Origin of the sequence: Kitasatospora sp. NPDC101801 (genome assembly GCF_044766665.1) — a bacterium.
GTDB lineage: Bacteria > Actinomycetota > Actinomycetes > Streptomycetales > Streptomycetaceae > Kitasatospora.
This window is the reverse complement of the sequence record NZ_JBIWML010000050.1, coordinates 1-19,001: the sequence shown is the minus strand read 5'-3', so window position 1 is coordinate 19,001 and position 19,001 is coordinate 1. Positions and strand designations below refer to the sequence as shown.

Annotated in this window: 22 protein-coding genes and 1 tRNA gene; 15 read left to right on the top strand and 8 right to left on the bottom strand. The window is 70.7% G+C overall.

Annotation, left to right across the window (positions count from 1 at the left end; all coding sequences use genetic code 11):
* Window positions 1-10: 10 nt before the first annotated feature.
* Both ACIRPK_RS33290 and ACIRPK_RS33285 read right to left on the bottom strand, forming a co-directional pair.
* Complete coding sequence (locus ACIRPK_RS33290) at window positions 11-763, bottom strand: hypothetical protein (RefSeq protein WP_403045700.1); 753 nt, start codon at window positions 761-763, stop codon at window positions 11-13.
* Between the two features lie 7 nt (window positions 764-770).
* Window positions 771-1,070 carry a hypothetical protein gene (locus ACIRPK_RS33285; protein ID WP_123556167.1) on the bottom strand — a complete coding sequence of 100 codons (300 nt, stop codon included), beginning with the start codon at window positions 1,068-1,070 and terminating at the stop codon, window positions 771-773.
* A gap of 298 nt (window positions 1,071-1,368) precedes the next feature.
* Between ACIRPK_RS33285 and ACIRPK_RS33280 the strand changes: the two genes are divergently transcribed.
* From ACIRPK_RS33280 to ACIRPK_RS33265, 4 genes are all read left to right on the top strand, one after another.
* Complete coding sequence (locus tag ACIRPK_RS33280; RefSeq protein ID WP_403045698.1) at window positions 1,369-1,812, top strand: helix-turn-helix domain-containing protein; 444 nt, start codon at window positions 1,369-1,371, stop codon at window positions 1,810-1,812.
* Between the two features lie 148 nt (window positions 1,813-1,960).
* Window positions 1,961-2,197, top strand: a complete 237-nt coding sequence (locus ACIRPK_RS33275) for a hypothetical protein (protein ID WP_403045696.1) — start codon at window positions 1,961-1,963, stop codon at window positions 2,195-2,197.
* A 195-nt stretch (window positions 2,198-2,392) separates the two neighbouring features.
* A complete protein-coding gene (locus ACIRPK_RS33270; RefSeq protein WP_403045693.1) occupies window positions 2,393-3,439 on the top strand; it encodes a C40 family peptidase in 1,047 nt (348 codons plus the stop codon).
* Between the two features lie 259 nt (window positions 3,440-3,698).
* Window positions 3,699-4,019, top strand: coding sequence for a hypothetical protein (locus ACIRPK_RS33265; protein ID WP_403045690.1), 321 nt, complete (start codon window positions 3,699-3,701; stop codon window positions 4,017-4,019).
* Between the two features lie 113 nt (window positions 4,020-4,132).
* Here ACIRPK_RS33265 and ACIRPK_RS33260 read toward each other — a convergent pair whose 3' ends face one another.
* From ACIRPK_RS33260 to ACIRPK_RS33250, 3 genes are all read right to left on the bottom strand, one after another.
* Window positions 4,133-4,354: a hypothetical protein gene (locus tag ACIRPK_RS33260; RefSeq protein ID WP_403045688.1), complete on the bottom strand. Its 222-nt coding sequence runs from the start codon at window positions 4,352-4,354 to the stop codon at window positions 4,133-4,135.
* Between the two features lie 152 nt (window positions 4,355-4,506).
* Window positions 4,507-4,737, bottom strand: coding sequence for a hypothetical protein (locus tag ACIRPK_RS33255; RefSeq protein ID WP_403045685.1), 231 nt, complete (start codon window positions 4,735-4,737; stop codon window positions 4,507-4,509).
* The gene (locus ACIRPK_RS33250) at window positions 4,734-4,928 is read right to left on the bottom strand and encodes a helix-turn-helix transcriptional regulator (protein WP_403045683.1); all 195 of its coding nucleotides are present in this window, start codon (window positions 4,926-4,928) and stop codon (window positions 4,734-4,736) included. Before ACIRPK_RS33250 ends, ACIRPK_RS33255 begins: the two co-directional genes overlap by 4 nt.
* A gap of 267 nt (window positions 4,929-5,195) precedes the next feature.
* On the opposite strand from ACIRPK_RS33250, the gene ACIRPK_RS33245 reads away from it, so the two are divergent.
* A complete protein-coding gene (locus ACIRPK_RS33245; RefSeq protein WP_403045680.1) occupies window positions 5,196-5,813 on the top strand; it encodes a helix-turn-helix domain-containing protein in 618 nt (205 codons plus the stop codon).
* Between the two features lie 694 nt (window positions 5,814-6,507).
* On the opposite strand, the gene ACIRPK_RS33240 is transcribed toward ACIRPK_RS33245, so the two are convergent.
* Window positions 6,508-6,580 (bottom strand) — tRNA-Arg (locus tag ACIRPK_RS33240).
* A 306-nt stretch (window positions 6,581-6,886) separates the two neighbouring features.
* Here ACIRPK_RS33240 and ACIRPK_RS33235 point away from each other — a divergent pair.
* Complete coding sequence (locus ACIRPK_RS33235; RefSeq protein ID WP_403045678.1) at window positions 6,887-8,119, top strand: tyrosine-type recombinase/integrase; 1,233 nt, start codon at window positions 6,887-6,889, stop codon at window positions 8,117-8,119.
* Between the two features lie 251 nt (window positions 8,120-8,370).
* Here the strand turns inward: ACIRPK_RS33235 and ACIRPK_RS33230 are convergent, their stop codons facing one another.
* Window positions 8,371-8,859: a hypothetical protein gene (locus tag ACIRPK_RS33230; protein ID WP_403045675.1), complete on the bottom strand. Its 489-nt coding sequence runs from the start codon at window positions 8,857-8,859 to the stop codon at window positions 8,371-8,373.
* Window positions 8,860-9,079: 220 nt separating this feature from the next.
* Here ACIRPK_RS33230 and ACIRPK_RS33225 point away from each other — a divergent pair, with 220 nt between their 5' ends.
* The 6 genes from ACIRPK_RS33225 to ACIRPK_RS33200 all read left to right on the top strand — a co-directional run bounded on the left by ACIRPK_RS33225 (window position 9,080) and on the right by ACIRPK_RS33200 (window position 14,828).
* Window positions 9,080-10,381, top strand: coding sequence for a diacylglycerol/lipid kinase family protein (locus ACIRPK_RS33225; protein WP_403045673.1), 1,302 nt, complete (start codon window positions 9,080-9,082; stop codon window positions 10,379-10,381).
* 57 nt (window positions 10,382-10,438) lie between these two features.
* Window positions 10,439-10,987, top strand: a complete 549-nt coding sequence (locus ACIRPK_RS33220; protein WP_403045670.1) for a phosphatase PAP2 family protein — start codon at window positions 10,439-10,441, stop codon at window positions 10,985-10,987.
* Window positions 10,988-11,280: 293 nt separating this feature from the next.
* Window positions 11,281-11,928 carry an ABC transporter permease gene (locus ACIRPK_RS33215; RefSeq protein WP_403045668.1) on the top strand — a complete coding sequence of 216 codons (648 nt, stop codon included), beginning with the start codon at window positions 11,281-11,283 and terminating at the stop codon, window positions 11,926-11,928.
* Complete coding sequence (locus ACIRPK_RS33210; RefSeq protein WP_403045665.1) at window positions 11,921-13,135, top strand: betaine/proline/choline family ABC transporter ATP-binding protein; 1,215 nt, start codon at window positions 11,921-11,923, stop codon at window positions 13,133-13,135. The genes ACIRPK_RS33215 and ACIRPK_RS33210 overlap by 8 nt, the downstream gene beginning before the upstream one ends.
* Window positions 13,132-13,866 (top strand): ABC transporter permease, encoded by a 735-nt coding sequence (locus tag ACIRPK_RS33205; RefSeq protein WP_403045662.1) that lies wholly within the window; start codon window positions 13,132-13,134, stop codon window positions 13,864-13,866. Before ACIRPK_RS33210 ends, ACIRPK_RS33205 begins: the two co-directional genes overlap by 4 nt.
* Entirely contained in the window at window positions 13,863-14,828 is a 966-nt protein-coding gene (locus ACIRPK_RS33200; protein ID WP_403045659.1) for a glycine betaine ABC transporter substrate-binding protein, read from the top strand. The genes ACIRPK_RS33205 and ACIRPK_RS33200 overlap by 4 nt, the downstream gene beginning before the upstream one ends.
* On the opposite strand, the gene ACIRPK_RS33195 is transcribed toward ACIRPK_RS33200, so the two are convergent.
* On the bottom strand, window positions 14,815-15,627 hold the full coding sequence (locus tag ACIRPK_RS33195) for a phosphotransferase family protein (RefSeq protein ID WP_403045657.1): 813 nt from the start codon (window positions 15,625-15,627) through the stop codon (window positions 14,815-14,817). The two genes, ACIRPK_RS33200 and ACIRPK_RS33195, sit on opposite strands and share 14 nt — an antisense overlap.
* A gap of 63 nt (window positions 15,628-15,690) precedes the next feature.
* Here ACIRPK_RS33195 and ACIRPK_RS33190 point away from each other — a divergent pair, with 63 nt between their 5' ends.
* The 3 genes from ACIRPK_RS33190 to ACIRPK_RS33180 form a co-directional block, all read left to right on the top strand.
* Window positions 15,691-17,169, top strand: coding sequence for a carboxyl transferase domain-containing protein (locus tag ACIRPK_RS33190; RefSeq protein ID WP_403045655.1), 1,479 nt, complete (start codon window positions 15,691-15,693; stop codon window positions 17,167-17,169).
* 103 nt (window positions 17,170-17,272) lie between these two features.
* Complete coding sequence (locus tag ACIRPK_RS33185; RefSeq protein WP_403045654.1) at window positions 17,273-18,769, top strand: glycosyltransferase family 39 protein; 1,497 nt, start codon at window positions 17,273-17,275, stop codon at window positions 18,767-18,769.
* 2 nt (window positions 18,770-18,771) lie between these two features.
* On the top strand, window positions 18,772-19,001 hold a 230-nt coding region (locus ACIRPK_RS33180), incomplete at its 3' end, for a glycosyltransferase (protein ID WP_403045652.1).

Sequence of the window (19,001 nt, the reverse complement as noted above, 5' to 3'; positions counted from 1 at the left end):
CTGGCCATGGTTATCGCTTCAGTTCGTTCCAGCCCTTGGCCGACGCCTGGGCACTGCCCGGCTCGGCGACGAGGCTGGTGTAGTCGGTGGTGGACGTTCCGGAGGGGGCGGGGATTCGCCAGTCGCCGCCGGACCAGACGAGGTCGAGCGGGTAGACGCCCATGCGGGTCTGCATCCCGGTGCCCGGCACGCTGGTCGTGTAGGTCGACAGGAGCAGCACTTGGATGCTGTCTGCGCCGACGGAGCGGACCTGGTACTCGACCGGGTTCAACGTGACGGACGTGCCAGGGTCGAGCTGGCCGCTCGCGGGAAGGCGGAGTGCCTTGCGGGTGGCGGCCGGCCCCTTGGCAAGGGTGTCCGGGGCGTCGGACCAGTCGGCGTCCGCGACGACCCGGGCGACGGCTGCGGCCCGGTCGGGCTCAAGGGTGGAGCCGAGCTGACGCCAGTACTCGACCGCCGCCGACACCGCGCCTACGCTGGAGTGTGGGTAGCCCACCGCGACGCCGTTGACCAGGCGTGCTCCACGAACGAGCTGGAGCGGGCCTGCAAGGGCGGGTGAGGTGGACTCGGCGTTGGGGTCGATGCCGGTGACCGAGCCCGGAGCCGGGATCGCAGCCGGCGGTGAGTAGGTCTTGGGCCCGCGGGGCCCGTTGTCCGACTCGATCGCGACTCCTACGCCGATGGCGGCCAGGAAGACGAAGATGCCGAGGAGCAGGAGCGGAAGAATCCGCCGACGCGGGCGGCGGTCGAGGAACTGGTTCATGGTGTTCCTAGGCCGCGGCGCCGAAGACCGTGTTGACCACCGGGATGGCACACGCGGTCACGATCACGCCGCCCAGGCTCCAGACCAGGCTCCGCTTGCCCTTCTCGGCACTGTCCGGGCGGTTCGACAGGTGTCCTATGCCCATGAGGCCACCGGACACGACGGCCGCGACGGCGCACGCGATCAAGGCGCCCCACTTGGCGTACGAGAGAAGCAGGTTGGCGCCTTTGGACCCGTTGGTCGGGTCGGCCGGTGCGGGGTTCTGGATGTCGGCGAGGAACTGGACGACATGCGCAGTGGTGGACATGGAGGCTCCCAGAAGTGCGGACGTGCCAGCTGCCGCTACGGGCCGCTGGCTACGAGGAGCCGCCCCGACTCGATCGGCGGGGAGGCAGGAAGCCCGGCTTCGGATTCGGCACGTCAGGTCAGTGCCATTCACTCTGGCTAATGGGCTGTGACCAAACGATAGGCAGGAGTGAAGTAGTTCCGTCAACCAAAGTGAATGTGAGGAGGCTCACTCCGCCACTCTCTGTTTTCTCTGGCTAATGACAGTCACTGTGCGCAACGATGAGGCGAAGTCAGCCGAGAGGAGTGCTACGCGCGTCATGCCTGACGAGAACCCCGCTGAGGGCGGGGTGGTCGCACAGCGGCTCACCCACCTGTTCAGCACCGTCCACCCCGCCGGCCGGAAGCCCTACGGCACCACCGAGGTCGCGAAGGCGATCAACGAGAAGGCCGGGGAGCAGATCCTCAGCCCCACCTACTTGTGGCAGCTGAAAACCGGCAAGCGCACGGACCCAACTCACAGCCGCCTCAAGGCGATTGCCGACTTCTTCGGCGTCCAGGTCGCTTACTTCTACGAGGACGACACCGCCCGGCGGACCGACGAGCAGCTGGAGCTCGCGGCAGCCCTGTCGAACCCCCTCGTTCGACGACTGGCGCTCGCCGCGAACGGACTCTCCGGCGACAGCCTGGACGCCATGTTGACCATGATCCAGACCGCGCGCCGGATCGAGGGCCTGCAACCCGCCGAATCCGAAGGCGCGTGACGCACGCCACCCGCACCGAATCATCACAACTTCATACACTCGCCCCACTCTCGGCAATCGTTCGCATACGCTTCTGCGAGTCGGGGGCGAGTGACCGAACGACTACGTCAACTCGTAGCAAGTGCCTCCCGACCAGGGAGGCATTTTCATGAGCGCGATCCGCTGCAAGGCCCGGCAGGACGGCCCCAGTCAGACGTCGACACAGGTCGTCCTTCGTATCGTCGCCGCCCGTCGCGCCGTCGCTTCGGTGCGCTCCGCGTCCGCCGCCGACCATGCGACCGAAGCGTCCTCGGCAACCGCTCCGACCGCACTCATTCCGACCTCGCTGGCCGCCGCCTTCCCCGACCTGAGCCCTGCGGCCCTTCAGCACATCCTCGGACTCTGATCGCGGGAGTCGGACCGCATCCCCCCGGAGACCGTCGCGCCCCTGCCTCGCCCTTTTCACTATGGCTAAGACGTGGCGGCCATCACGTTTACTTTGGTTGACTTGAAGCTGTCGCATCAGCCTATGGTTTGGCACCAATCCATTAGCTGAAGTGAAAAGGCCAGCGCGCGCAGCGCGCCGGCTCCGAGGTGGCTCGTGAAGAAGGCAGCCCAGATGGCCGTCGTGGCGGTCCTCGCCCCCTGCGGGGTCGTGTTCGGGGTGACACTGACCGGCGGAACGGCGTCGGCAACAACTCCGTCTATAGCGGCGGGCAGCGGCGTCGGCGGGATCGGCTGCTTCAAGCCCGTGGCACCCGGCGACGCCGTCGCTGATGGCCAGAAGCTGACCACCGAGCAGATCAACAACGCCCAGATCATCTACCAGGTGTCGGTCCAGCTCCAGCTTCCCGCCCATGCCGCAGTGGTGGCCATCGCGACGGCGATGCAGGAGAGCACCCTGACCAATCTGTCCTGGGGCGACCGGGACTCCGTGGGCTTGTTCCAGCAACGGCCGAGCCAGGGGTGGGGCACGCCTGCCCAGATCATGGACCCGGTCTACTCCTCCAAGGCGTTCTACGCGCAGTTGGTGAAGGTACCGCTGTGGGAGGCGTTGCCGGTCACCGTGGCCGCGCAGAGGGTGCAACGCAGTGCCTATCCCGATGCCTACGCGAAGTGGGAGGGACTGGCCGGGCAACTCGTCGCAACCTTCGGCGGATCGGCGACCAACTGTTCTCTCGGCAACGGCGCGGGCGCCGGGGAGGCAATCACCGAGGCGGTCAACCTGCCAGCGGGCTTCTCGCTCCCAGCGGGCACTCCGGTCCAGGTGGTCACCGCGATCACCTTCGGGATCTCGAAGCTGGGCATGCCGTACCAGTGGGGCGGGACGGGGAATCCGAGCTACGACTGCTCGGGCCTGTTGATGCGCGCCTACGAAGCCGCTGGGATCAGCATCAGCAGGACCACCTTCGAGCAGGTCTACAACGGGACCCCGGTCTACGGCGCCAACCAGCTCAAGCCGGGCGACCTGATCTTCCTCGCCGGTTCCGACGGCACCCCTTCGTCTCCCGGACACGTCGGGATGTACCTGGGCTCGAACCTGGTCCTCGACGCGCCGCGCACGGGAAAGAACATCCAGATCACCCAGTTCACCGGCGGGTACTGGGACGCGGAAGCCGTGGCGTTCCGACGCATCGTCCCGTCGTGACCGCCCACCGGCCGGGCGCGGCCTCGCCGGCACAGCAGCCCGTGCTCGTCGTCCGCGATGAATCACGGGAGCTGCTCAGGTTGGCCTCCGATCCCGGTAGAACGGCCACCACCTGGGACGGGCACTCCGAGATGGTCCTGGAGCAGTCGCTGGCGGAACTGGCCCAGCAGCCCCGGATCAACCTCCGCCTACGGCCCGGCCCTCGCCGGCTGTCCTAGCGAACCACCTTCCACACCTACGAACCGAGAGAACGAAGCCCATGCAGAGTCCTCCCCTGTCTGACAAGGCGCGTCTCGCCCTGGGCCTCGCCGCAGGTGCGGGAACGCTGGCCCTGGTCGCCTCCGTCACCAGCTCGCAGTGGCTGGTCGTCGTGGCGATCGGCACCGTGCTCAGCGCGGTAATGGCCGCTTTTCAGGCCGACCGCCGAAACGTGTGGGTGGCCTGGGCAGGCGGAGCCGCGGTGGCCGCCATGCTCGCCCGGATCGTTCCGAGTATGAGGCCCATCCTGCTCTTCGTGAGTGCCGTCGAGGGCGCAGGGGCTCTGGTGCTTGCGCTGGCGAGGCACCGGCCCACTCGCTGAGGCGGCAACACGAGCGGCTGGCGCGAGCGGTTCGACCGCGTGTTAGTCGGCAACTCGACAGAAGGCGGAGGCCCACACCGTGAACGGTGTGGGCCTCCGCCTTCTGTCCTCTATTACTCCCGGGCGAGCGTTCCTCGGTCCCTGGAGGTCCACCGTTCGGTGGGCGCCCCTCCCCCTGACGCTAGCCACTGAACAAGCACGGCGCCGGGGCGGACGTCGAGAATCAGGCCGCGCAGGTAGCTGCCGGAGCCGTCCTTGGTGGTGGAGAGCCAGTGTCGCCCGATCCAGGTGGTGGGCGGCTGCTGGGCGTAGCGGTCATGAGTGAAGTTCTGCATGGTGTCTCCAGCGGTGGTGGTGTCGATGTCCGGGCCGTGCGACCGAGTTCGGGCCGCACCTGATCACGGCGGCCTCGGCGGTCGCGGGGGAGAGCACCGTTCACCGAAGTCCGTCGGCCAGGAGGCGGAACTGCTGGCCAACCGTCGGCGGGTCATCGCGCCTCTCCGTTCCAGCCGCGGTGGTCGCGCACCAGGCCGGTCGAGGCCCAGAGCCGGACGTCGGCCGGCCGGTAGCGGCGGACGCCGCAGGAGTCTTCGGTGTACCTAGGGCCGACGCCGACGGCACCCAGCTCCCGCAGGTCCGAGGTCGTGATAACGAGGTAGGAGGCCGCCTCGTCCACTGACCACCAGGGGCGGCGGGGCACGCTGCTCAGCCGCTTCATCGCCCGCTCCCCGCGTCGGAGGATCGGGTTTCCAGCCACTGCTGCACATCGCGCGGGTCGTACCGCCGATGCCTGCCCACCTTGAAGGAGCGCGGGCCGGTCCCCTTCCAGTTCATCTGGTAGATCGACTGCTTCGGTACGCCCAGGAACTCCGCGAGTTCCTGCAAGGTCCACAACTTGTCCGTACTCATGAGTACTCACATTCGCTTCGTTCGTCGCTTCGACAACTTGAGTCGTCGTTTGAACAACCGAGATGAGCATCAGCCAGAGTGGTCAGAGTTGTCAATACGGCGCACGAACTTGTCGATTCGACGCACGGACTGCCAGCGCAGCGCACTGCGACTGCCATCGGTCGCATGAGCGTCGAATCGACGCAACCGCAAGGTGAGGGCTGCTTGTCGATTGCACAATCGAGAAACGATGGGTAGAGTCGCCGATACGACGAGCGAGGAGGCCAGATGTCCAGCGGCTCAGCTCCCCCGACCCTGTCGGTGAGCGACGCGGCAGCAGTCCGGCTAAAGGAAGCCCGGACGCGACGCGGGTGGACCACCAAGCAGCTTGCCGACGCCTGCGGCGCGGCCGGCGCGGTCAAGCTGACGTCCGCTGCGCTGAGCAACATCGAAACCGGCCGGAGGGACTCGGAAGGCATTCGAAAGCGCGAGTTGTCGATTGACGAACTCGTCGTACTGGCAGTGGTGTTGGATATCGCGCCGGTCCACCTGCTGGGCCTGCCCGACAACTCCGAGCCAGGGACCACGCTCCAGCTGACTCCCAAATTGGCAGTCAGCGACGCCGAGTTGCTACTGGAGTGGTTCTGCGGGCAGAAGGCTTTGCCCCAGAGCGACTCCCGACAGTTCTACTCGGCGGCGCTCCAGCGGATGCCAGCCAACGACGGCCAGCAGGCCATCGCCGACCTCACCCGCTCGGTGCTCCAGGACAGGGCCGCCGCCCTGTCGGAGTCCTTCAACTCGGAGATGGCAGCGACTCTGGAGAAGATCAACGCTGCGGTTCAATCGGGCGCGAGCCCGGAGGAACTTGCCGCCCTACTCAGACCGGGCGAGACCGGCCCCAAGTAGGCCCTGCGTCACCCCGGCGTCCGGCACGGCCGCGACGCCAGTTCAGCGAACCCGATTGCGAGACCAACCGGTCCCGCACCCGCACGGGCAGAGAAGAGGACACGATATGGCATGCACGATTCAACGATTGGCAGAAGATCATGTTCCCCGCTCGAACCGAGGATCGCGCTAAGCACGCGGACTACCAGCTGGCCGTCACGCGCGCTCGTGCAACTGGCCGCACACCGCCGGCCCGCTGCCGCGTCTACTGGCGCGACGAGACAGGCTCTCGCCGAAGCTTGAGCCTGCCCACCCGGCTCCTCGTGCAGGCCACGCAAGGCGACATCACCCACAACTGGGTGCCGCTGTCGCTCGACCGCCTTATTGACACTGTTCCACAATCCCGGCGATTCCCCCCGGCTCGGACCGCCGCAGCTCCCCAGCCGGTTGGCCGCTCGACCTACACGCTGCTGCATCTCGGAACCAGGCTTGCCATCACGATCACGCGAGCGAATGTCGAGGGTCCGCTGTCACTGCGCGCCCCTGCGGCCCGATGTGTGCTGCAACGGCAAAGGCCCCCCGTCGTATCGACAGGAGGCCATCTGACCAGGCAGTTTGCCGATCCCCCTGGCCTGAACCAGGTGATGGGAGCCGCCTTACAAAGGCCAGGCCGACTACCTCTGGAGGTTGATCGGCCCAGCCCTCAGTACCGCTGTGCGCCCGGCAGGATTCGAACCTGCGACCCTTCGCTTAGGAGGCGAACGCTCTATCCCCTGAGCTACGGGCGCTTGCACCTTCGCCCTGCGAGACAGGCGCGAAGCATGGACGCGTCCGCATGCGGTCGCCCTCGGGCCATGCTACCGGTTGCGGCGGCAGCCTTGGACGAGAGTTACCGAGGTGGGCGCCGATCACCCCGGATGCCCGCTGGCGCAGCAGTGCCAAGCAGTACAGAGGTGCGGTGTCTGATGATGCATCCGCCGCACTGAGCGCATAACCACCCCCCTTGCCAGGACGAGCAGCACGCTGCTCCCCCGTCGTACTTGGCAAGAGGGCCAAATTCCCTGTCATGCATATATCAAAGCAAGGTGCAGCCCATGGCCCGCGTATGGATCGAAGACCGCAACGACCAGCCCGACTACAGAGAGGCGCTGGAGAAGGCCAAGAAGAACAAGCAGCAGGGCCCGGGACGCTACCGCGTCCGCTGGTATGACCAAGGCAACAACGAACGCCAGAAGACCTTCCGCAAGAAGGGCATGGCGGACGACTACCGAGACGAGATCGCCAAGCGACTTGGCGATGGCAGCTACCGCGACCCCGCCGCCGGCCGCGCCACCGTCGCCGCAGTGGCAGAGGACTGGTACACCGCTCAGATCAACTGGGCGCGCTCCACCCGTGCGCGCTACCGGGGGGTCCTGGACAAGCACGTCCTCCCACGATGGGGCACAACTCCTGTTTCCCGCATACAGTTTGACGACATCGCCCAGTGGATGTCTCAGCTACTCAAGGAGTCCACGGAGGCGGAGAAGCCGCTCAGCCCGGCTGCCTTGAAGAAGATCCACCTCGTACTGAAGAGCGTCCTCGGGTACGCGGTCCGGTCGAACAGGATCGCCTTCAACCCCGCGATCGGCGTGCCGCTGCCGAAGCACCAGCCGAAAGAGCACGTGTACCTGGACAACCTTCAGGTGGAGGCTCTGGCCAATGCTGCTGGCGAATACCGGCTGCTGGTCCTCTTCCTCGCATACACGGGCGTGCGCTGGGGCGAGGCGACGGCGATCCGCATCAAGCGGGTTGACCTGGCAGCGCGGCGAGTCCGAATCTCGGAAGCCTGGGCATACGACCACGAGCTCTACCTGAGCACGACCAAGACCCATGCAAGCCGTACGGTGCCCATTCCCGCATTCCTCGCCAAGGAGCTGATAGCCCTCGTGGAGGGGCGAGATGGCGAGGAGCTTCTGTTCACCGCTCCGCGCGGCGGCACCGTGATGGTCAGGAACTTCGTTCGCCGCGTCTTCAACAAGGCGATCACCGCAGCTGGCCTGGACGGCATGGGGATCACGCCGCACAAGCTCCGGCACACCGCGGCTTCCCTCGCCATCGCCAGCGGCGCCAACCCGAAAATCGTGCAGACGATGCTCGGCCACAAGACCGCCACGATGACGTTGGACGTCTACGGGCATCTGTGGCCGGACAGCCTGGACGAGGTTGCCGACCGCATGGACGAGCAGAGGAAGACCCTCCTCGCCCAGGCACGGAAGCGCGCCGAAGAGGCTGCCGCGGAGGCGGCAAGGCTGGCGGCCGAGCTCGCCGAACTCGAACAGGCGGCCTGATCTCTCTCGTTGTCATCCGGGCGAAATCCGGGCGCTGAGCGCTCTGACGACGGTAACTACGCGTTACATGGCCTCTGACCTGCACGTTCTCTGGCCGGGGAGGCTCCTAGGGCCGCATGACACAGGCTTTAGGAGAGCTGTGCTCTATCCCCTGAGCTAATGAGGCGTAACCGGTAACAGACTAGCGGATCGTGCGCCCGGCTCTCGCGCTCTTTCCGCCGCCGCCTCCCGGCCCACGCCCCGTCGGGGGGTCAGGATTCGGCGGCTTCCTCGGCGGCCCTGACCTGCTCCGCGAAGTCCTCCGCCGGGAGGCGCTCCACGGTCGCGCCGTGCTCGGTCGCGAACTCCGCGACGGGCGACGGGGACTCCTCCTTGATGTCGAGGACCAGCAGTCCGGTGCCGTCCGCCACCCGGGGACCGAGCACGATCAGCCCGGCGCCGCCGGTGGCGCCGCGCTCCTGCTCGGCGGCGTTGCCGAGGGCGGCCCCGGCCGCGAAGCCGAGGAAGACGCCGACCGGGCCGCCGAGCATCCCGATCAGTCCGCCGACCACGCTGGAGCCTACCGTGGGCACGCCCGCGCCCCGGGCGAAGCTGTCGCCCATCTCCAGCAGGCCGTCCGTCGAACGCTCCAGCACCGCCGCCTGCCGCAGGCCCGGCAGGTGCTTGGCGGGCTCCAGCGCGGCCCGGCAGGTGTCGGGGTCGGCGAAGGCGAGCAGGACGACGTTGTGCTGGTCGGTCATCGCGTTCCGATCGGTCGGATGGGCACCGGGAGGACTGGCGCCGGAAATGACGGGCAGCCGTTCGGTGCCGCTGTCAGGCCATCCTGGACCCGGCGGTCCTGACGGTGCCACAGGCCACGCCCATTCAGGGCGTGCCGGGAACCGACGAGATGTCACCCCGGCGTCGTGGCGGGCGGGTGGTGCTGATGGGGTTGGGGCAGGATCGGGAGGGAGCCGGGAAATGGGTCGGTCGGTGGAGGGTGCGGTGCGGGCACAGCGGTGGGCGCAGGTGGCGGTGGGCTGTGCCGGGGCGGCGGTCCTGGTCCTGGTGACCCTGGTCGGGCTGCGCGGGATCGGGGTGATGGTGGTCGGACTGCTCGGGCTCGGGGTGGCGGCCGCCGGCGTCTGGTGGGCACTGGCCCACCGGGGGGCCACCCGGCTGTTCGGCGTGGTGCTCGCGGTGGCGGCACCGGTCTGGGTGCTGGGCTTCCTGGTGGACAGCGGGATGGGCGTGGCCTCCCTGCTGGCCGTGGCGCTCTGGACCGGGGCGATGACCGCCGCGGCGGAGGCGCTGCGGCAGGACCGCAAGGAGCGGACCGTCCGGGAGACCCCGGCCGCGCGGCCCGCCCGGCCGGTGCTGATCATGAACCCGAAGTCCGGCGGCGGCAAGGTCGAGAAGTTCGACCTGGTGGCGAAGGCCGAGGCGCTCGGCGCCCGGGTGCTGCTGCTGGACGGACAGGACGTCAGCGAGCTGGCCCGGCAGGCCGTCCAGGACGGCGCCGACCTGCTCGGCGTGGCGGGCGGCGACGGTACCCAGGCCTTGGTGGCGGCGGTGGCCGCCGAGCACCGGCTGCCCTTCCTGGTGATCTCGGCCGGCACCAGGAACCACTTCGCGATGGACCTCGGCCTGGACCGGAACGACCCGGCCCGCTGCCTGGACGCCCTCACCGACGGCACCGAACTGCGCATCGACCTCGGGTCGGTGGCCGACCGGCCGTTCGTCAACACGGTCTCCTTCGGCGCGTACGCGGAGATCGTGCAGAGCCCGGAGTACCGGGACGCCAAGGCCGCCACCGCACTCGGCGCGCTGCCCGACCTGCTGGCCAACAAGCTCGGCGCCCGGCTCACCGCGCAGGCGGACGACACCCGGCTGGCGGACCCGCAGGCGCTGCTGATCAGCAACAACCCGTACGAGACCGGCGACCTGCTCGGCGCGGGCAGCCGCCCCCGGCTGGACGGCGGCAGCCTGGGGGTGCTGAGCCTGCGGGTGGACGGCGCCGCCCAGGCCGCCGAGCTGGCCCTGCGCGGCGAACAGGCCCAGGGGCTGACCGTGCTGACGGCCCGGCAGGTCACCGTGACCGCCGACACCGAGGAGATCCCGGTGGCCGTGGACGGCGAGGCACTCACCCTGCCGACCCCGGTGCGGTGCGAGATCCGGCCGGGGGCGCTGCGGGTGCTGGTGCCGCGCGACCGCCCCGGGGCGACGGCGGTCGCCCCGCTGCGGAACTGGCGACAGGTCGGCAGGCTGGCCCTGGGGCACTGATCGCGGCGCGGGTGCGCGAGGATGACCGAACCGGAACGGAAGAGGAAGTGGCGAGTGATGCGTAGCCCGACGGCCGGACCGATCGTGCTGGACCTGGCAGCCCTGGACCGGGCGGTGTACGGCGCGATCGCGATCACCCCGACCCCGTCCCTGGACGGCGCGATGCGGCGGCTCTCGCACACCGCGAACCACTCGAAGATCTCCTTCGCGCTGGCCGGGCTGCTGGCGCTGCGCGGCGGGCGCGCCCGGCGGGCCGCGCTGCTCGGGGTGGCCGCGATCGGGGTCGCCTCGGCGTCCGCCAACCTGCTGGGCAAGAACCTGGTCCGGCGGGAGCGGCCGGATCGGCTCGGCGCGCTGGTGCCCGAGGCCCGGCACGTGCGGATGCCCACCTCGGCCTCCTTCCCGTCCGGCCACTCCGCCTCGGCCTTCGCCTTCGCCGTCGCGGTGGGCGCCGAACTGCCCCGGACCGCCGTCCCGCTGTGCCTCCTGGCCGCCACCGTGGCCTACTCCCGGGTCCACACCGGCGTCCACTACCCGGGCGACGTCATCGCGGGCGCCCTCCTCGGCGTGGCCTCCGCCACCGCCGTCCGGATCACCCTCGGCTAGCTCAGCCTTGTGCAGGGCGCTCGGTCCTACGGTCCAGGGGCTCGGGGAACGGCGACGGTTCGTGGCCGGCGGGTGTCACTGCGAAAGTGCCTGACCACCTACGCGACGATCACCTTCTACGCGGCCGGCGTCGCAGTTCCCCGAGCCCCTGACTCCTCCGGACCACCTGCCAGAAAGTCGTCGCCGCCCACGCGGCGGAGCCGCACGACAACCGAGCCCCGAGCGCAAGTGCCCCGGCCCCGGATGGGGCAAGCCGGGAGGTGGGGTCGCGCCTGACGGGGTGTGATGGGGGTGTGGATTTCTGGGAGTTCGTCAGCAGCCGTCGGGAGCAGCTGCTTTCGGATGCGTTCCAGCACGCCAGCGCGGTCTTCCAGTGCATGCTGGTGGCCGCCCTCGCCGGGGTGGCGATCGGGGCGCTGACCTACCGCAGCGACCGGGGCGGCCGGATCGCGGTGCTGACCACCGGCACCATCCTGACCCTGCCCTCGTACGCGTTGCTGGGCCTGCTGATCCCGGTGCTCGGCCTCGGCGTCCCGCCGACCGTCACCGCGCTGGTGCTGTACGCGCTGCTGCCGATCGTCCGGAACGCGATCGTCGGGCTGCGCGGGGTGGACCCGGCGCTGGTGGACGCGGCGCGCGGGATCGGGATGACCGGTGCGGCCCGGCTGCTGAAGGTGGAGCTGCCGATCGCGTGGCCGGTGATCCTGGCGGGCATCCGGGTCTCCACCCAGATGAGCATGGGCATCCTGGCGATCGCGGCGTTCGCCTCGGGGCCGGGGCTGGGCAACGAGATCTTCTCCGGGCTGGCCGGTCTCGGCAGCGCCAACGCGCTGAACGAGGTGCTGGCCGGGACCCTGGGCATCGTGCTGCTCGCGCTGCTCTTCGACGCCGCGCTCGTGCTGCTGGGGCGCCTGACGGTATCGCGAGGACTGCATGGCTGACGTCACCGGCGCGACCATCGAGCTGGAGCAGCTGACCAAGCGCTACCCGGGGAGCCCGAACCCGGCGGTGGACTCGGTCAGCATGGAGATCGCGGCGGGCGAGACGGTGATCCTGGTCGGCCCGTCCGGCTGCGGGAAGTCCACCACGCTGCGGATGATCAACCGGCTGATCGAGCCGACCTCCGGCCGGATCAGGATCGGCGGCGAGGACGTCACCGACATCGACCCGGTGAAGCTGCGCCGCCGGATCGGCTACGCGATCCAGTCCTCCGGCCTGTTCCCGCACCTGACGGTGGCGGAGAACATCGCCCAGGTGCCGAGGATGCTCGGCTGGGACAGGCGCCGGGTCAAGGACCGGGTCGAGGAGATGCTCGACCTGGTCGGGCTCGACCCGCGCGAGTTCCACGACCGGTACCCGCGCCGGCTCTCCGGCGGGCAGCAGCAGCGGGTCGGGGTGGCCAGGGCGCTGGCGGCGGACCCGCCGGTGCTGCTGATGGACGAGCCGTTCGGCGCGGTGGACCCGATCACCCGGGACCACCTGCAGGACGAGCTGATCCGGCTGCAGCACGAGCTGCACAAGACCATCGTCTTCGTCACCCACGACTTCGACGAGGCGATCAAGCTGGGTGACCGGATCGCCGTGCTGCGCGAGCAGTCCAGGATCGCCCAGTTCGACACCCCCGAGGCGATCCTGACCAATCCGGCGGACGAGTTCGTCTCCGGTTTCGTCGGGGCGGGGGCGGCGCTGAAGCGGCTCAACCTGACCCGGGTTCGGGACGTCGGGGTGGCCGACTGGCCGGCCGTCTCGGCCGACGAGCCGCTCCAGGTGATCTTCAACCGGCTGCGGATCGGCGGGGTCAGCGAGCTGCTGGTGCTGGACCGGCACAGCCGCCCGTACAAGTGGCTGCGCCGGGGCGACCTGGCCCGGGCCCGGGGGTCGCTGGCCCGGGCGGGCACGCCGGTGACCCACACGGTGAGCCGGGACGCCACCCTGCGGGACGCGCTGGAGGCGGTGCTGACGGACAGTTCGGGACGGGTGCCGATCACCGGGCGGCGCGGCGAGTACCTCGGTGTGGTGGACATGGAGACGCTGCTCAACTCGGTGCACGAGCTGCTGGAGGCGGACCGGCTGGCCGCGCTGGAGGGCCACGAGGAGCTGGCCGAGCACCAGCAGCCGCACACCCGAGCGGAGTTGGAGGGCCGGTGATCACCCGCGGCAGACTGCTCACCACCCCGGCCGTGCTGGCCGGGGTGCTGCTGGCGACCTACCTGTGGATCGTCAACGCCCCGCTGGACTCGATCGAGCGGAACGCGCTGAACGGCGGCCAGGTCCGGCTCTACCTCTGGCAGCAGGTCGAACTGACCGCCGTCTCCACCTTCTTCGTGCTGCTGCTGGCGCTGCCCGCCGGGGTGCTGCTGACCCGGGGGTTCGCCCGGCCCGCCGCACCGGCGGCGGTGGTGCTGGCCAACCTGGGCCAGGCCACCCCGGCGATCGGGCTGCTGGCGCTGCTCACCTTCTGGCTCGGCATCGGGGCCAGGACCGCGCTGGTGGCGATGGTCGCGTACGCGGTGCTGCCGGTGCTCAGCAACACCATGGCGGGGTTGCGGGCGATCGACCCGGCGCTGCTGGACGCCGCCCGGGGCATCGGGATGTCCTCGCCCGGGGTGCTGGCCAGGGTCGAACTCCCGCTGGCGGTGCCGCTGATCCTGGCGGGCGTGCGGACCGCGCTGGTGCTGAACGTCGGCACCGGCACGCTCGCCTCGTTCGCGGGCGGCGGCGGTCTCGGCAACCTGATCACGGCGGGCATCACCACCCAGCGGACCAGGGTGCTGGTGGTCGGCGCGGTGCTCACCGTCTGCCTGGCCCTGCTGGTGGACTGGCTCGCCTCGCTGGCCGAACTCCGGCTCAGCCCGAAGGGGTTGGAGGTCGGGCGGTGAGGCGGTCGGCGGCCCTGGCGGTGGTGGGCGCGCTGCTGCTGGCCGGCTGCGGCCTGCACAGCGGCAGCGTGATCCCGGCCGACGTGTTGCCCGGCTCGCTCGGCCAGGGCCGGCCACTGGCCGGGGCCGACCTCACCATCGCCTCCAAGAACTTCACCGAGAACGTGATCCTGGCCGAGATGATCGGCCTGGTCTGGACGGCCGCCGGGGCCACGGTCACCGACCGCACCAACATCTCCGGCTCGATCGGCGCCCGGCAGGCGATCGTCTCCGGCACCGCCGACGCGATGTACGAGTACACCGGCACCGGCTGGATCACCTACCTCGGCCACACCGACCCGATCACCGACCCGCAGCAGCAGTGGCAGGCGGTGCACGACGCCGACCTGGCCAACGGCGTCACCTGGCTGCCGCAGTCCGCGCTGAACGACACCTACGCCTTCGCGGGCAACGCCGCCAACGTGGCGAAGCACGGGCTGCACACGCTGTCCGACCTGGCGGAGCTCTCGCACCGCGACCCGTCCGCCGTGTCGCTCTGCGTGGACAACGAGTTCAGCGTCCGGGACGACGGCCTGCCGGGGGTGACGGCGGCGTACGGGATGACGGTGCCGCGTTCCAACATCCGGACCATGGACGCCGGGATCGTCTACACCACCGTCGCCGACGGCTCGGCCTGCATCCTCGGCGACGTGTACAGCACCGACGGCCGGATCGCCGCGCTCGGCCTGAGCGTGCTGGCGGACGACCGGCACTACTTCCCCAACTACAACGCCGCCCCCGAGCTGCACAGCGCCACGCTGGCGAAGTACCCCGTGCTGGCGGAGCTGCTCGACCCGGTCTCGGCCCGGCTCGACAACACCGTCGCCCAGCGGCTGAACTCCAAGGTGGACGTGGACGGCGAGGACCCCCGCCAGGTGGCCCGGGACTGGCTGATCGAGCAGGGCTTCATCACCGCGGGCTGACCAGCAGGGCTGCCAGGTACTCCTCCGGACGGTCGGTCAGCACGGCCGGGGTGAGGTCGGTGCGGCCCAGCTCGCGCCAGGGGGTGGCGACCTGCTGCGCGTCGGGGGCGTAGGCGAGGGCGTCCAGCAGCCGCCAGTACAGGTGGGCCTCCGGGTCCGGGTCGAGGACACCCCCGGCGGCCGTGTAGCGGGCGGCGAACCGCAGGCCCTCGGCCGGGCCGTGCAGCAGCGCCAGCGCGGTGGAGCAGTGCGCCACGTCGAGGTCGGCCGGGCCCCAGGAGGTCTCCGCCCAGTCCACCACCCCGCTGATCCGCAGCTCCGCGCCGGTGCCGCTGAACAGGATGTTGCCGGGGTGGAAGTCCCGGTGCAGGTCCCCCGGTACGGCGGCGGGTCCCGGCGGATCACCTGCACCGCGCGCTCCCAGAGCTCGGGACGGGCGGTGTCCTCGGGGATCCGGACCCGCTCCGGCCCGGTCCAGGGCTGGTACTCCCGGGGGCGGGCGGCGACGGCGGTCCGGTGGATGGTCACCAGCTGACGGGCCGGCAGCTCCGCCCGGGCGCCGGCCTCCCCGTCGTCCAGCCGCACCGTGCCGGGCAGCAGCGTCATCAGCAGCGAGGGGTGGTCGCAGTGCAGACCCGCCGGGTCCACGGCGCGCAGCCCGGCGGCGGGCCCGCCGTTCGGCCGGTCGATCCGCAGCCGCCGCATCTCGGAGGTCCAGCCCCCGCGCAGCCGTTCCACCGCCCCGATCCGCTCCCCCGCCCCCAGGGTCGAGGTGACCCAGGCCCGGGTGGTGGACCAACAGTGATCGTCAACACGCTCTTCCTCGGCCACGGCGGCGAACCTATCGGGCAAGGTTAGGCCGATGACGGGTCTTTCCGGGGAGGGTGAGTTGACGGCGGATCGGATGATCGGGCTCCTGCTGGACCAGGGGAGTTTCAGCTGCTGGGACCAGCCGGTCGAGTACGACGGGGACGAACCCTCGTACGGGGCGACGCTGGCCAGGGCGAGGGCCAGGACCGGCCTGGACGAGGCGGTGACCACCGGCCGGGGCCTGCTGGCCGGCCGGCCGGTGGCGGTGGTGGTCTCGGAGTTCGGCTTCCTGGGCGGCTCGATCGGGGTGGCCACCGCCGAGCGGATCACCAGGGCGGTGGAGCGGGCCACCGCCGAGCGGCTGCCGCTGCTGGCCCTGCCGGTCTCCGGCGGCACCCGGATGCAGGAGGGCACCGCGGCCTTCCTCTGCATGGTGCGGATCTCCGCCGCCGTGCTGGCCCACCAGGAGGCCGGGCTGCCCTACCTGACGTACCTGCGGAACCCCACCATGGGCGGGGTGTTCGCGTCCTGGGGCACGCTCGGCCACCTGGTGCTGGCCGAGCCGGGGGCCCGGCTCGGCTTCCTCGGTCCCCGGGCCCACCAGGAGCTGCGCGGGGTCGAGCTGCCCGCCGAGGTCCAGCTCGCCGAGACGCTGGCCGGGCGCGGCCTGATCGACGCGGTGGTGCCGCCCGAGCAGCTGGCCGAGGTGGTCGGGCGGGCCCTCACGGTGCTGGCCGACCCGGCCGGACCGGCCCCCGCAGCAGGCCCCGCGCACTCCCCGGCTCCGGCCGACGCCTGGGAGTCGGTCGGCCTCAGCCGACTGCCCGGACGGCCTGGGACGGACGCGGTGCTGGCGGCCGCCGACCCGGGCCGGGTGGAACTGGCCGCCCCGGACCGGGCGTTGGTCCGGGCGCTGGTCAGATTCGGCGGACAGCCCGCCGTTCTGGTCGGCCAACGCCCGGGCTCGGCACACCCGTTCACCGCGGCCGACCTGCGCGCCGTCCGGCGGACGGCCGGGATCGCCGAACAGCTCGGACTGCCGCTGGTCACCCTGGTGGACACCACCGGGGCCGAACTCTCGGCCCAGGCCGAGCTGGACGGCCTGGCGGTGGAGATCGCCCGCTGCCTGAGCGCCCTGGTGGCGCTCCGCACCCCGGTGCTCTCGGTGCTGCTCGGCCAGGGCTCGGGGGGTGGCGCGTTGGCGCTGCTGCCCGCGGACCTGGTGCTCGCGGCCGAACACGGCTGGCTGGCCCCGCTGCCGCCCGAGGGCGCCTCGGCGATCATGCACCGGGACGGCGCGCACGCGGCCGAGCTGGCCCGCTCCCAGGGGATCGGCGCCACCGACCTGCTGGCGGCCGGTCTGGTGGACCGGATCGTCCCGGAGCGGCCGGACGCCGCCGAGGAACCGGATGCCTTCGCCGACCGGGTGGCCGGGGCGATCGCCGCCGCCCTGGGCGAGCTGACGGACCGTCCGATCGAACAGCGGACGGCGGACCGCCGAGCCCGCAACCGTCGGCTGGGGAGCGGCTGAACAGGGCGAACGCGGAGCCGGCGGAGGGGATTTTTACACTGATCATCCGGGCGCTAGGCTGAATTCGATTAGTCACCATTCAGACGGATGATCAGATCAGATCTTGAGTCACCTCAGAAACCTCCTCCGTAGCGTCTGGCTGTGGCCTGCCCTGGCCATGCTGCTGGTCGGTCTGCGCCACACCACCCGCCCCGAACTGTGGCGCGACGAGATCTCCAGTTGGAGCGCCGCCACCCGCGACCTCGACCAGCTCTTCGGGATGCTGGCCAACGTCGACGCCAGCAACGGCGCCTACTATGTCCTGCTGCACTGCTGGGCCGCGGTGTTCGGCGACTCGGTGCTCAGCCTCCGGCTGCCCTCCGCGCTGGCGATGACCGGAGCGGCCGCCTTCACCGCGCTCGCCGCCCGGCGGCTGTTCGGCAGCCGGACGGCCGGCCTGGCCGCCGGGCTGCTGCTGGCCACCGTCCCGCTGATCTCCCGCTACGCCCAGGAGATCCGCTCCTACGCCGTGGTGACCTGCGCCGTGGCGGCGGCCTGCTGGCTGCTGCTCCGGGCACTGGACCGGCCCGGAGTGGGCCGCTGGTCCCTGTACGCACTGGCGATGGCGGTGGCCGGCTGCTGCCACCTGGTCTCGCTGAGCAGCCTGGTCGGTCAGGTGTTCCTGGTGCTCGCCCAGTGGTGGGCCCGCCACCGGGAGCCGCGCGCGGCCCGGGTGCTCTGGCACTTCCCGCTGGCCGTACTGGTCGCTCTGGCCCCGGCCGTCCCGGTGGCCGTGTACGGCGACCGGCAGGCGGGCCGGCAGCTCGGCTGGCTGCCCAAGCCCTCGGAGCTGGAGCTGCACTACTTCTGGCGGAGCCTGCTGTCCCCGCTGGACCTGCTGTACTTCTTCGGCGCCTGCGCCGTGGTCGCCCTGCTGCACCCCCGGTTCACCCGGGGCGCGGCGCAGGCGCTGCTGCTGGCCGTGCTGCCGGTGCTGGCGGTCTGGCAGGCCTCGCAGGGCACGTCCTCCTACTTCCTGGACCGCTACCTGCTCTTCACGGTGCCCGCGCTGGCCATGCTGGCGGGTGGCGGCCTGGGCGCCCTGGCGGACCTGCTGGGCCGGCCGGCAGCGGCACCCCGTCCACTGGCCGTCGGCACGGCGCTGGCCCTGGTCGCGATCCCGCTGCTGGCCGGCCAACCCCTCCAGGAGCAGCAGCGCACCGTGTTCGCCCACGGCGACCGGGACTTCGCGGGCGGCGCCGACGTGATCGCGGCGGGCTACCGGCCGGGCGACGGGATCGTCGTGACCGGCGGCGCCCAGGCCTGGGCGATGGTCGGCCCCGGCCTCTCCTTCTACCTGCCGGACTCGGTCCGCCCGATCCCGCTGATGATCGAACGGGACGCCACCCGGGCCGAGGACCTCTACGACATCCCCTGCCCGGTGGCCGAGCGCTGCGTCGGTGACACGCCCCGGATCTGGGTCGTTACCATCGACGCGGGCGACAGCCCCTACCAGGGACTGCCGAGCGACCAGACCGCAGCTCTGCAGCACGCGTTCGTCCCCACCCAGATCCAGATCGTGCCGGGTCTGCGGGTGTCTCTGCTGGTGAGAAAGGCATAAGCGTGACCACGGCTGACCTGGAGAGCTCCTTCGCCGATCTCGGTGAGGTGTTGGTGATCATTCCGACGTACAACGAGGCGGAGAACGTCGAGCGGATCACTGCCCGGGTGCGGGCGGCGGTGCCGGAGGCGCATGTCCTGGTGGCGGACGACAACAGTCCGGATGGTACGGGTGACATCGCGGACAAGCTGGCGGCTGGGGACGGGCAGGTGCATGTGCTGCACCGTCGGGG